We start from the raw sequence: 12,934 nt of genomic DNA, 5'->3' as shown, positions 1-12,934 counted from the left end.
AATTCTTCTCTATGAAGCTGATAAACCCTTTTAAATCCATATCTGTTTATTGAAATGACCGTCGATTATGACAAATTTTACAAAAGCATGACAGTGCTCCTAAGACCGCTTCTTTGTCCTTTATGGATGAATACCAGTAAAATTACTTATTCCTTTAAAAAGAAAAGCAGCTAAGAATAGCCGCTTCAGATTGTATACAAAATCCATTTAGTATTTGTTCTAATGTTTTTTAATCTTGCGCTTCATTTGTAGGGGCAGAATGGACTCGGGCGAACCGTGGGGGAAGCTGCTTTCGCCAGCTCTCATTCGGCAAGAGCTCCCTTCAGCCTGCCTACTTCTCCGTACCGAGAGTCCCGCCCATCCTGCAGAAAAGGCTTATAAAAGAGAGCAGGAGAGATTTGTCTGTGAAGGAACGATCAAAAAATCAAACAAAGGACTGAGAATATATTTATTCTCAGTCTTTTTTCTCCATAATGACCCTATCAAGAGGATTTTCCAAGTCCCTCTAGAATGAAAGTGATCACTTGTTCGATTTCATTTTCGCTTATGGATTGTTTATTTAATAAAACAAAATTTGTGACAAACATTCCACCTATGACGGTAATGAGCATTTTTTGAATGATTTCATTCGGTACGTCTTTCATTTCATCCCTTTGTTTAAATTGTTCAATCACTTTTGTTAGATGATTTGACCCAACTTCTACGGCAAAGGGAAGTAATTCGTTTCTAAGCTCTTCTTTATAAAACATTTCCTTAACGAACACTTGAAATATTTCTCTGTTTTCAGCGAGAAATGCGCTGCGATCCGTTATTAAAGCTCTTAAAAACTCTTCAAATGTGCATTTATCATTCATGAGATGTCCAACAAGCTCATCTACCTTCAAAGGGAAAAAATCTTTTAGAAATGGAACCATTATCGACAATAATAGATTTTCCTTCGTGCCATAATGTTTAAAGATTGTCCCTTCAGCTACGCCTGCTTTTTTAGCTATTTCAGCTGTCGATGTATTTGAATATCCTTTTTCCGCAAAAGATGTAATAGCAACTTCAATAATTTTCTGTTGCTTAACCGTTTGTTTATTGGATTTTTCAAGCATTTTAGCCATTTCATCCAGTAGATTATTATGTTTCATTGAAATCACCATCTTTGCATAAGACTATATCGCTTTCGTATTATAGCTTACGATACTTTTTCAAAGCAAACAAATTCAATACGATAAACACTGCTGCAAAAGCCAAGAGGATATATACGTCATGACTAATGTCTGCTAATGTTAATCCTTGATACATGACTCCTTTTAATGCGTCCGCTGCATAATACATCGGCATAAATCTCGCAAATACTTGTAACCAATCAGCCATCGCCTCAATGGAGAAGATTCCTGAAAAGAATACTTGCGGCACGATGACGAGCGGAATGAATTGAATCATTTGAAATTCAGAACTCGCAAAGGAGGATAGCAGGATGCCAAGAGACAAGGCGACAAGGGCGATAACGATATTGATTAAAATAACCGTCCATATGGAGCCAACCATAACAATATCTAACACAGCTATCGCGAACAATACCATGATGATCGTTTGTATCAAGGCTAGAATGCCGTAACCGATGAGATAGGCGGTCACTACTTCCCCTCTTCGAATAGGAGTTGTCAATAATCGATCTAACGTACCGGTTGTTCTTTCATTTAACAGCCCAATTCCAGCAATTAAGAAGACAAAGAAGAAGACGAAAAAGCCAACTAAAACAGGGTTAATCGTATCAAAAATCGCCGTATCGCTGCTCCCGTATACATACTCTGTTTTCATTATGTCCTGTGTAGAGGCGTTGCTTGGCGTTTTGGCTGGTCCTAGCATTTGGGCTTGAACTTCTTGGCCATAGACTTGCTTAACCTTCATTTCTAAACTTTTTGTTAATGATGGATCGTTATTAAGTAATGTTAAGGTTGATTTGGTATCTGATACTTGTAAAAGTCCATCTAACTCATCCCCTAGGATTGTATCCTCTCTATCAGATACTTTGGCATATTCTTTTACCTCAATATCTGCCTTCCGCATTTTTTCGATTAGTTGTTGATCCCCAGCCACAATTCCCAATGTAGGTTCAATCGTTTTACCATCAAAGACATAATTCATCAGTGTTAAAACGAATAATGGAGCCACAAATAAAAGCGCCATTGTCCGCTTATCTCGGATGATTTGTATGAATATTCTTTTAACCAGTGCTGCTATCCTCATTTTGATTGCCTCCCAGCTTGCAAAAAGGCCTCATCTAAACTATTAACCTTGTATTTTTCTTTTAATTGACGAGAGGTTCCAGAAGCAATAATGGACCCATCTCGTACCATTGCGATGCAGTCACATCTTTCTGCTTCATCCATTACGTGAGTGGTCACAATGATGGTTTTCCCTTCCTCCCTTTTCAATCGTACTAGCTCATTCCAGATACTCAGTCTTAATTCAGGATCTATTCCAACAGTAGGCTCATCCAATATCAACACTTGAGGATTTTGAATTAAAGCAATGGCAAGAGATAGCCGGCGCTTCATGCCTCCGGAGTAGGCAGACACTCTTTTATGAAGATCTTCGGTTAAGTTGACTAATTCTGCCACATAGGCAATACGCTTCTGTTTTTCCGTTTTGTCTAATTTAAATAGAGATGCAAAAAACATAAGATTCTCCTTACCGGTAAGAGCCGTATATAGAGCATCTGATTGTGCCATATATCCGACCTGCTGCAGGATATTCAAGTTAGGCATTTTTTCACCTAATAAATATATTGAACCCTCATCTGGGGTATCCATTCCAACCATCATCTTGATTAGAGTTGTTTTACCAGCTCCAGAAGGCCCGATAAAACCATAAATACTGCCCTCTTTAATATCGATGTTGACATCTTTTACGACCACTTTTTTGCTGAAACTTTTCGTTACTTTTTGAACGTGAATGGTATTCGTTTCACTCATAATACGGTCCCTCCTTCAAAAAAAGTGAGTGTTTACTCACCTGGATTTATTATAAGTCTATGTTAATCCCTTTTCAATAAAAAAGTGAGTAATCACATACTTTTTTTATCGCTTATTCCATCTTATCCGGCTTCACATTGTTCCCTTGGAAGATTTGTAAAGTTAACCTCAAATAAAACTGCTTATATCCTCTTTTTTCCGCTTTGCCATACGATGTTCAATATTAATAGGACTTTCATTTTCTTCCGTCCTTTCCCATTTGTCGCATGAAAAAAAGAGCTGAACAATCAGCTCTTGATAGGGAAGTATAAATTGATATGTATAACATTCTTTTAATTTCATTTTCCTCTTTTTTATCATACTTTACAGCCTTTAGATGAGCCTCCTCAACGGAAAGATTATAAAAATCCGGTTCTTCCGATTATTCTGTTTGAATGATTGAATAGATAGAATTCTTTTTTCCTCCAATTCATCATTTTAATCATTTAGATGCCGGATGGTAACCTCTATTGGCTTCTAGATATACCTTTTGTTTTCACAATAAGTCCATTATCTTTCCCATTCCATTAAGCATAGCTCATTGTTAATGTCTTTAATTTCCCTAAAGCCACATTTTTTATAACTTGAAATCGCTCTACCATTAGTCTTTTTTACTTCTAACAAAACCTTAGAAGCGTTTTTATTGATACTCAGGTAATCTAACATCATTAGAATCACCGAGCTGCCGATGCCCTTCCCCCATAATTGGCTTTCTCCAATGAACAGGTCTATTCCATAGATACTTTGGTTTGGTGTATAGCCGTATTTTATTAATTCACTATCTTGTATCTCATAAAACTGTATATAACCGATTGGATTTTCTTTGTGTTCGATGATACAGGGAATAACAGGATGATTTCCTTCGACTCTTGGGCCATACTTTGTTATGACTCTATCTATATTTGACGGTGGCTCTTCGTAGAATGCTAGTAGCTTCTCATCATTTAGCCATTTGACCATAATCTCGAAATCATTAGAGTTCATTAATCGAATAAGCAGTTCATCCTTCAGTATCATGATTCTCAACTCTGATCCTTTCGTACATCCTGTATCCTATATAAGAAATTTAACAGAAAAGGGCGTTAATAATTCTAGCCAACATGGTCATTTAATCTGATACTAATCCCATTCTACAATTATCAGAAACTTGGTCATAAAACCAAAAAAGGGTTTGCTGCCATTCGCTCTGGCCTATCCTCATAACCAGATCCCTTTGTTCGCCATATATACCAACAATAACAATCCGGCAAACAGCAATAAATAACGTAGCCTTTTTGGAACCAAGGACAGCCATTTAACCGTTATGCCCTGACCAAGCTGCGGCTTTTTCTTTTGGTTATCCTCCATTTTACTCCTCCTCATTACCGTGCTTATTCTCCAGTCCCGTGATTGCTGCTTATTTATAAATAAAACTAGTCTTTGCAGAAAGACTAGTTTTTGTTTCTCTGACTATATCTCGTCTATGATTTAGTTATTGATGTACTTCTCATATACTTCGCCAAAGTCTTTTACAGAATAGTTCTCTTTATTCGTTTTTAGCCATTCAAAGGTAAACTCCGTAATTCCCTTGTAGGATTCGAAAACAGAGGCTTCCTCTGAACGGGAGCTTTGAATGGATTGCACCGCTCTGTCTAAGCTTTGATTGGAGAATCCAAGGGCAAGCTCGTTTTCATAATTGATTTCTGAAATGCGAACGAGTGCCTTGTACAAATCTTTCAGTTGTTCTATTTGGCTCTTTTTCACGTCAATATCGAACGGAATATTGCCAATCGTAAATTTAATCTCAACATCAAGGTCAATCTTGCCTGCCGTCTCAAGCATCACATTCGAAATCTTGTGTTGGGCATATGGATAGCGCTTAAGTACTCTCTTCGATGAAACGGCACTGTCTCCATCCACATGAATGACAGCTAAGTTCGTAAAGCAATACTCATCTGCCTTCGTTTTAATAAGAAAATAAATCTGTTCCCCGTCCTCATGCATGACGTAATCGTCGGCTTCAGTCTTGTCATAATCCGACTTTGAAATGATCGTACCAACATCGGACAAGCCTAATGCATCAGAAGCGATTTTCTTTAACATAATGAGTTTCCCCTTTCCATATTCCTAGCCTAATTATAGCATTTATTTAGCAGGCTTGTCGTTTCCTTCTATTTCGACAATAAACTTTCTATTCTTTCATGAAATAAATGAATACAACGGTATTCGACTATTCAAATTTGTCATAGTTTAGGGAAGCTGAATAATCTATCTGGTTGGTATGACTGAACTGTCTTCTACGATTGTTTTCACAATCTCAAGCTCTGACATTTCTTTCGTAATGATTCTTTCCCTTTCATCGCCTAGATAATCATGTGGATTCCACCATTTCCTCAATTCCGTTTCTCCAAATGCCGACTTTTTTGAACGGGTTTGATGCCGCTTAACTGTTTCCTCATATGGCAAATCAAAGTAATAGATAAGGGCTTTTCCTTGATAATAGTCAATCAAATCGCAGAGCATATCTCCATATCGTTCCTTGCTCAAAATTCCCTCTAAAATGACATATTCACATTGGCCCTTCCCATATTTCGTGATTTGACGGATTAATTCAATCGAAAGATTTTTCTTTCTGTCCCGCACATTCAGCATATCTCGTCGAATGACATCCTGTGATACGAGCAAAGTCCCCTCTCCCCATTGCTTTTGAAGATGTTTCGCAATGGTCGTCTTTCCACTCCCCGAATTTCCTCGAAGGATAATAAGCGTTGTCTCCATAGCAGCCTCTCCTTTCTATCCATTATCTCAATTAAAAATAAAACCGCCTATCGATAAAGATAGGACGGTTTCTGTTGATATAAGATCCTTACTGATTCTGTAATGATCTCCCCGATTGTCTTGGAGCAGTCAATAAGCTTGCTGCCACATAGACCAAGAAGGAGAAGACGATTGGCAGGACAACGGAATGCATGCCAAAGGGGGTTGGATAGTATTGATCAATGATAATAAATGATCCCATTCCGACAATCATTGAAGCAATGGCGCCATATTTATTTCCCTTTTCCCAGTACAATCCCATGACAACCGGCCAGATGAAGACCGATTCAAGTCCGCCAAAGGCGAAAAGATTGAGCCAGATAATTAAATCGGGCGGCGTCATAGCAAAAAGGACAACGGATAAACCAACAATGGTTGTCACAAAAAAGCTAATGGTCTTGATTTGTTTCTCAGATGAATCTGGTTTTATATAATTGACATACAAATCCTTCACGACAGTCGCACTCACTAAGATAAGGAGGGAATCCACTGTCGACATGATTGCTGCCATTGGAGCAGCAAGGACAATTCCTGCCACAAAGGCAGGCAGAACATCCATCGCGAGCGTCGGCATAACTGTATCGGCTACCTCAATCCCTGGCAGAACGGCCCGGGCGAGCACACCAATCAGATGCATGCCAAGCATGACCGCACCAATCACAATCGTACCGATGATGATTGCTGTATGCATGCCTTTTGAGTCCTTATATGACATAGCCCTCATACTAATTTGCGGGAGACCGACAACACCTACCCCGACCAGTATCCAGAAGGAGGATACATAAAGAGGTGTCAGGTCTTGATCAGCGCCAAAAGGTGAGACGAGATTCGGATTTTCTGCCACGAGATCTGACATGATATTTTCCATTCCGCCTCCGGCAATGATTGTCGCAACAAGCAAAATGATGGTACCCACCAGCATGACAATTCCTTGCACCGTATCCGTCAAAGCAACCGCTCGGAAGCCCCCGATAATCACATAAACAAGGACCGATGCCGCAAAGATAAATAACGCTGTCCTGTAAGGCAGTCCAGTAAGAGACTCAATTAAGCGCGCTCCTCCCACCCATTGAGAGGTCATTGAAGCGAATAAGAAGATAATGATACTGAGCGATGAAATAATGACAACAGCATCACTCTTATAACGGCCCTTTAAATAATCCACCATCGTAATGGCCTTGTACTTGCGCGCCATAATGGCAAATTTCTTTCCAAGGATCATGAGGACAAAATAACCTGCTGCCAGCTGGGCCATCGATAAAAGCACCCAGCCAAGTCCTCTCGTGTATGCAACCCCCGGCCCTCCAATAAAGCTAGAAGCACTTCCATATGTCGCCATCATCGTCATGGCGAGTACAAATCCTCCTAGCTGGCGGCCGCCAAGAAAGTATTCCTGAAGAAAGGAATTGCTATGATTGACACGGCTATTCGCATAAAAACCAATGATAAAGATAATGACCAAAAAGATGGCGAGCGGCAGGATGACTTCCCAATTCATTCTTCTTCCCCGCCTTCCTCATCATCAAATGATACTTCCTTAAATAAAAATTTTACGACACATGTAACCAGCACAACCATAAGGATAAAGCCGATGACACAGCTGTAAAAGAACCAGGCAGGCATGCCTAATATGTATGTATAAGATTTCGGATCGCCGCCGCCCATGCCATAGGCAAAGGCATACCACCATATAAAGTTTATTAACACAAGGATGATGCCGATGATGGCTTCCCGGTTGGCGATTTTAAAACGTTTGTCTTTCATTCCTTCCTCCTTCTGATCTTTGAAGCAAAATCACACAGATACTACCATTAAACCAATCCAGTATAAAAAAAAGTAGTCAGAAAATGTGGTAACTTACCCAGAAATCACCATACTCTATTTTCTTATAAACACCAACAAAAAACAAACCTGACTTTTCATACGAAAAGTCAGGTCCAAACCGTCAGGATATATTCGATTTCTTTTCTTTATCCTCTTGCTCCCAATAATCAGCATTTTTGATGCCAAGCTCCTTTGGATTGAATACCGGGTCCTTGCCTTCTTTCCTCTGGCGCTCATAATCCTTAAGTGTGATTAAAGCCGGCTTCGCCAAAATCACGATAGCGATGATATTCAGCCAGACCATGATTCCTAGGCCGATATCTCCTAATGCCCAAGCAAGGTTCGCCGTCTTGACAGCGCCATAGAAGGTGGCAGCCAGGATGACAATCTTCAGCAGGAAGATTGGTACATCCCCTTTACGCTTCTTCAGCAAGTAGGCAATATTGGTCTCTGCAATATAGTAATAAGCCATGATCGTCGTGAAAGCGAAGAAGAACAAAGCAATCGCCACGAATCCGGAACCGAATCCAGGCAGAACCTCACTGACTGCCATCTGAGTAAACGGACGGCTCTCATTAATCTCAGCCGTGTCTCCAAGATTATTAACAATCAAGGATTGTTCATCCTCTGCCGTGACATTATACATTCCTGTGAAGAGAATCATAAAGGCTGTAGCGGAGCAGACAAATAAGGTGTCAATGTAAACGGAGAACGCTTGGACAAGTCCTTGTTTAGCTGGATGGGATACTTCCGCAGCGGCAGCTGGGTGGGCACCTGTACCCTGTCCTGCTTCATTGGAATAAACGCCACGTTTAACGCCCCATGCAATGGCGCTTCCTAATAGGCCGCCAAAGACAGAATCCGCTCCGAAGGCACTGCTGACGATAAGAGAAATAACCCCAGGAACCTCCGTGATATTAAAGGCAATAACAATTAGTGATACGAGAATATACCCGATAGCCATGAATGGAACGACGAGCTGGGCTGTTTGGGCAATCCGCTTAATGCCCCCTAGAATGATAAAGCCCAAGAGAAGAACAATCACGCCACCTGTAATATATGTAGGAATATTGAAGGCTTCCTTAAAGCTGCCTGCAATCGCATTTGATTGAACACCCGGCATTAAGATTGCCATAGCGATAATCGCTGCACCGGCAAATAATACAGCAAACCATTTCCAGCCTATGCCTTTTTCAATATAATAAGCTGGCCCCCCGCGATAGACGCCATCTTTCTTTACCTTGTAGATTTGAGCTAACGTTGATTCCACAAAGGCACTCGAGGCGCCAATGAAGGCAATCGTCCACATCCAGAATACCGCTCCCGGCCCCCCATAATAAATGGCCGAGGCAACCCCAGCGATATTCCCTGTTCCGACACGCCCAGAAAGGGAAATGGCTAACGCCTGAAAGGAGGACACCCCAGCGCTTGAGCTTTTGCCCTCAAACATTAACTTGACCATATCCTTCAAATGCCTCACCTGCAGAAATCTCGTTAAAATAGAGAAAATGAGACCGACCCCTAATAAAATATAAATAACCGGCGTACTCCAAAAAACATCATTTGCTAGAAACTTAATGAATTCTTCCAAACTAACACCCCTATCGTCTGAATATTTTTTATTTTATAATTATAAGGGAGAAGCAGTATTTTTTACCATATGACTTTATACCTATGAATAAATAGGCACAAAGTCATTTTATGTCGAATTTATGTATATTTTGCAGACTACAGCACCCTTTGAACGAATGAAAAAAATATAAAAAAATCCCCTCTAAAGGGGAATACCTGTCTAAGATCTATTTGTTACAGACATAATCCAGCTCACTAATATACATGTGGCAACCGCTCCGATCAACGACGGAAGAATGAAAAATCCGCCCGTTTCCGGTCCGAATTCCCCCATTACGCCATTTCCGAACCACGCGCCAATCAATCCAGCCAAGAAATTGCCAATCCGAACATTTGGGATATCCTCTTCAGCTAACAAGCCCGCAAACCAGCCAATAAATCCGCCGACAAATAAAATCCCCAAAAAAGACATTGTTCTCAAGCCTCCTTTTTGCAGTATATGCTTGAAGGGAAGCGCTTGCTTTTCATTCAGCAGAAAACGGGGATTGGCGGATTTATAACTAAACATCGGCTAGACTCTTGTCTTGATTAAAATCCAATGAGGTATAATGGTAGCAGAAAAAATAGCGAAAAAGGAGAAACGATTAATGAAAGCCGCCGTCATTGCAGATGTACATGGAAACGCTCCCGCACTAAAAGCGGTGCTTAAATCTATCGATGGGCAGAAGGATATTGACCATATTTATTGTGCAGGAGACATGATTGGCATCGGTCCTGATTCAAATGAAGTTCTCCGACTTTTATTCTCAAGAACGGATGTTTCAATGGTGACAGGCAATCATGATGAGGCTGTTTTAGCCCTTCTAACCGGAGCGGAATATCCTAAGAGCCATGCCGAAACAAAGCTGCACCATCAGTGGATTGCCAAGCATCTTGACCCATCGTTCATCCCATTACTCAAAGGGTTGCCTAGGACACATAGACAGACAATCAATGACCTTGCCTGTTACGTAAATCCCGGCTCTCTCGGCTGCAGCCAAAAGGCCGCAGCGCGTTATGCGGTGATCGATTTTACAAAAAAGCCATTCAGCATCCAATTTGAAGAGGTATCTTACGATAAGACCACATTCCTCGCTTCCTACGAAAAGCTGCAGGTTCCTGACCGAAACTTTATTCTCTCAGTCTTCCATGGGGCAGTCACATGAGAAAATTCTCTATCGGACCTGCCGGTAAGCCTATCAACTCACCAGATTCAAAAAAAGTGCCGCAGCCATAGTCTGCAGCACTTCCTTCATGCATTATTCCGGTTTCCCTAACGTTTCTGTTACACCGAAGACTGTATCGGTTTCCTTATACTGATTGACCGCGATGTCCAAATCATGAAAATAGCGATGCAGGAGCCGCACCTGCTCCTTATCCGGATTGGTCGATGTTTCTTTCGCCAGCTGATGAATCGTCTTCATATCGCCTTCAAGCTGTTTGTCGACAATGCCTTTCTTAAGTGCCTCTTCTGATTCCTTAAACACTCGTTTAGAGAGTGTGATCGCCTTGTCCTGGTCCAACCCATCAATATTGCCATAGCCGGTAAGATTATTGTACTGCTCATGGGTATCCGCAATCATGGCAGCAAGATCATCTGTCACACCTGTTGGAGGGTCTTTCTCCAATTGGGCCTTCAGGTCTTCCTGGGGCTTAATATGATTGAAGTACATATATATTCCTGCTCCCCCGGCAACGAGCAGCCCAACCGCGACAACGCTCCAAAGCACGGCTTTTGAGTATCGCCCTTTTTTCTTCATTTTGAACCGCCCACTTTTTGTTTTTTTGTTTGGCTATACTATTTACCCGCTGTGGCAGCTTTTGATTCCACTATCGAATTAAACGGAGTGATGGACAGGCAGTAAAATCCTGACCGAACTTCCCTGCTTTCCGCGAAGTCGCTCCATCAGCAATCGCGCCCCCCATTCCCCTAGTTCCTCCGCAGGCATTTGAATAACCCTTAATGGTTTTTCGGAATAAGCAGCTTCATGCTGGCCAGGAAAAGAGAACACAGACACTTCCGATACCCTCTCTTCCTGCAAGGCTTGTACAACTCCTAGAGCCAATAGGTCTCCATCGGCAAATATCGCTTCCGGAAGCTGAGAAGATCCAATCATGCCCTTCATCTGCTCGTATCCTGCCTCTATTCTGTCCTCACATAAATAGGTCCTTGACTCCAGCAGTCCCTTCTTTTGCATCGTCTCCTGAAAATACTGTCTCCTTTTATGAGAGCCGTCGCTTCCCATATAGGCAATACGGGTTAAACCTGCTGTAATGAATGAAGTAACAGCAAACTCTATGACTCTCTCATGGTCAATATCCACACAATCATAACGCGTTTGATCAGGACAGCCGCTAACAAAGACAATCTGTTCAAACCGTCCTCTCATATAAGCTGCCTCTTCTTCTGCAACCGGACCTATTACGATAACCCCTTTAACAGGGAAAGGAACATCCATATGCTCCTCATAACGGAGCATATACATCTTTTTCTTCCCCACACGTGTTAATTCCTGCTCAATTCCCTTTCGCACAGATAAATAGAATGGATTTCTAACCTCTTCCTCTACACTGAGGGCGAGCACAATCAAGATGATTTCCTCTGCTTGTTCACTATCTGTTATTTCTTGTTCCAGCGCCCGGCGCTCATAAACCGTCCGATAACCGAGCTCCTTTGCCGCCTGAAATATTTTCTCTCTTGTTGCTTCCTTCACCGTGATGGATGGATCGTGATTTAACACTCTTGAAACGGTTGCAGGTGATACACCAACATGCTTGGCAATCCCTTTAATTGTCACCATTCCTAAAACCACCTCATTTGGTGCAGGTAAAACTTTTACCTGCATTTACCTTTAACATAAGCGTATCACTAAATATTTATTAATGGCAATCTATTATCTGTTTTTTCTGATATATCTATATAACAATGAATTAAATAAAAGGTGAAAACTTGTAAATTATATATAATCGGTGTAATAATATACTTTTGGACAAGAGAAAAACCGATTCCAAACGAATCGGTTTTCAGACTCAATGCTAGTTTACTAAATCTGTTAAAGGCCATAACTGGTTCTTCATCCAGCTATGATTCTGTCGATAAAACGTAAGCCTTATATGCTTACGGTCTGTTTAAGCTAGCCAGAATAGACAGTCCAAGTTGGAGAAATAGCCTCATGATTATCTTCCAGCCATTTTACCTTTTCTGTTAAAAGTTCTTTAAGGAGCTGAGGATCATGCAAGTGCGCACTTTGTTTATCCAGCAATGGAACGGCTCTTGCAGTCTTTCCCCTATGCAAGAAGTGTGCCTTATTGATAGCCTCATCCATTCTTTCAATCCTCCCGCGTATCCTTACTTGCCGGCCTATTTCAGACCAATAAAATGGTGAGGAACCCTTTGGATTTACCTGATCTGCTGCCCTTTTTTACTCGACGAATTAGAGGCAAAATATCAGCCTTCCTCCTCTACGTCCTTCAAGATTAACACCCTTGTATCAGGAAACCCATCTTGATCGATGGTCGATAATGTCATCGCATGCGGCTCATAGATGCCATATTGAACAGCTGACTGAAACCATTCTAAAAAAAAGAATGTACGGTCATCCGCCGGCTTCATTGGCCTTACATTCAGGAAATGGTCCTGCTAGGGTCTGACTCCCTTTAATGACGGCTCTAATATGCTCCATGGTCCACTCCGCCTC

At 41.3% G+C, this 12,934-nt stretch carries 16 protein-coding genes; 1 reads left to right on the top strand and 15 read right to left on the bottom strand.

The annotated features are described in order from the left end of the window. Positions 1-482: 482 nt before the first annotated feature. The 11 genes from ACY8DX_RS10585 to ACY8DX_RS10535 all read right to left on the bottom strand — a co-directional run bounded on the left by ACY8DX_RS10585 (position 483) and on the right by ACY8DX_RS10535 (position 9,765). The gene (locus ACY8DX_RS10585; protein WP_462406834.1) at positions 483-1,133 is read right to left on the bottom strand and encodes a TetR/AcrR family transcriptional regulator; all 651 of its coding nucleotides are present in this window, start codon (positions 1,131-1,133) and stop codon (positions 483-485) included. Positions 1,134-1,173: 40 nt separating this feature from the next. After that, on the bottom strand, positions 1,174-2,238 hold the full coding sequence (locus tag ACY8DX_RS10580; RefSeq protein ID WP_462406833.1) for an ABC transporter permease: 1,065 nt from the start codon (positions 2,236-2,238) through the stop codon (positions 1,174-1,176). Beyond that, positions 2,235-2,966, bottom strand: a complete 732-nt coding sequence (locus ACY8DX_RS10575) for an ABC transporter ATP-binding protein (protein ID WP_462406832.1) — start codon at positions 2,964-2,966, stop codon at positions 2,235-2,237. Before ACY8DX_RS10575 ends, ACY8DX_RS10580 begins: the two co-directional genes overlap by 4 nt. 549 nt (positions 2,967-3,515) lie before the next feature. Next, the gene (locus ACY8DX_RS10570) at positions 3,516-3,965 is read right to left on the bottom strand and encodes a GNAT family N-acetyltransferase (RefSeq protein WP_462406831.1); all 450 of its coding nucleotides are present in this window, start codon (positions 3,963-3,965) and stop codon (positions 3,516-3,518) included. 237 nt (positions 3,966-4,202) lie between these two features. Then, positions 4,203-4,352: a hypothetical protein gene (locus ACY8DX_RS10565; protein ID WP_462406830.1), complete on the bottom strand. Its 150-nt coding sequence runs from the start codon at positions 4,350-4,352 to the stop codon at positions 4,203-4,205. 120 nt (positions 4,353-4,472) lie between these two features. After that, positions 4,473-5,087, bottom strand: coding sequence for a PH domain-containing protein (locus ACY8DX_RS10560; RefSeq protein WP_462406829.1), 615 nt, complete (start codon positions 5,085-5,087; stop codon positions 4,473-4,475). 165 nt (positions 5,088-5,252) lie between these two features. Beyond that, entirely contained in the window at positions 5,253-5,762 is a 510-nt protein-coding gene (locus ACY8DX_RS10555) for a kinase (RefSeq protein WP_462406828.1), read from the bottom strand. 88 nt (positions 5,763-5,850) lie between these two features. After that, entirely contained in the window at positions 5,851-7,299 is a 1,449-nt protein-coding gene (gene panF / locus ACY8DX_RS10550) for a sodium/pantothenate symporter (RefSeq protein ID WP_462406827.1), read from the bottom strand. After that, a complete protein-coding gene (locus ACY8DX_RS10545) occupies positions 7,296-7,565 on the bottom strand; it encodes a YhdT family protein (RefSeq protein ID WP_049670961.1) in 270 nt (89 codons plus the stop codon). Before ACY8DX_RS10545 ends, panF begins: the two co-directional genes overlap by 4 nt. A 181-nt stretch (positions 7,566-7,746) precedes the next feature. Then, positions 7,747-9,216, bottom strand: coding sequence for an alanine/glycine:cation symporter family protein (locus ACY8DX_RS10540; RefSeq protein ID WP_462406826.1), 1,470 nt, complete (start codon positions 9,214-9,216; stop codon positions 7,747-7,749). A gap of 201 nt (positions 9,217-9,417) precedes the next feature. Then, positions 9,418-9,765: a GlsB/YeaQ/YmgE family stress response membrane protein gene (locus tag ACY8DX_RS10535; RefSeq protein WP_462406825.1), complete on the bottom strand. Its 348-nt coding sequence runs from the start codon at positions 9,763-9,765 to the stop codon at positions 9,418-9,420. 40 nt (positions 9,766-9,805) lie between these two features. Between ACY8DX_RS10535 and ACY8DX_RS10530 the strand changes: the two genes are divergently transcribed. Beyond that, positions 9,806-10,402, top strand: coding sequence for a metallophosphoesterase family protein (locus tag ACY8DX_RS10530; RefSeq protein WP_462406824.1), 597 nt, complete (start codon positions 9,806-9,808; stop codon positions 10,400-10,402). A gap of 93 nt (positions 10,403-10,495) precedes the next feature. Here the strand turns inward: ACY8DX_RS10530 and ACY8DX_RS10525 are convergent, their stop codons facing one another. The 4 genes from ACY8DX_RS10525 to ACY8DX_RS10510 all read right to left on the bottom strand — a co-directional run bounded on the left by ACY8DX_RS10525 (position 10,496) and on the right by ACY8DX_RS10510 (position 12,849). Next, positions 10,496-10,996, bottom strand: coding sequence for a hypothetical protein (locus ACY8DX_RS10525; RefSeq protein WP_462406823.1), 501 nt, complete (start codon positions 10,994-10,996; stop codon positions 10,496-10,498). Between the two features lie 78 nt (positions 10,997-11,074). Beyond that, positions 11,075-12,037, bottom strand: coding sequence for a LacI family DNA-binding transcriptional regulator (locus ACY8DX_RS10520; protein ID WP_462406822.1), 963 nt, complete (start codon positions 12,035-12,037; stop codon positions 11,075-11,077). A gap of 333 nt (positions 12,038-12,370) precedes the next feature. After that, positions 12,371-12,562, bottom strand: coding sequence for a hypothetical protein (locus ACY8DX_RS10515; RefSeq protein WP_462406821.1), 192 nt, complete (start codon positions 12,560-12,562; stop codon positions 12,371-12,373). A gap of 122 nt (positions 12,563-12,684) precedes the next feature. After that, positions 12,685-12,849 (bottom strand): hypothetical protein, encoded by a 165-nt coding sequence (locus ACY8DX_RS10510; protein WP_462406820.1) that lies wholly within the window; start codon positions 12,847-12,849, stop codon positions 12,685-12,687. Positions 12,850-12,934: the final 85 nt, after the last annotated feature.

This window comes from Gracilibacillus sp. Marseille-QA3620 (assembly GCF_054950035.1).
The sequence above is the reverse complement of the archived record's forward strand: the minus strand, read 5'-3'. Positions and strand labels throughout refer to the sequence as shown.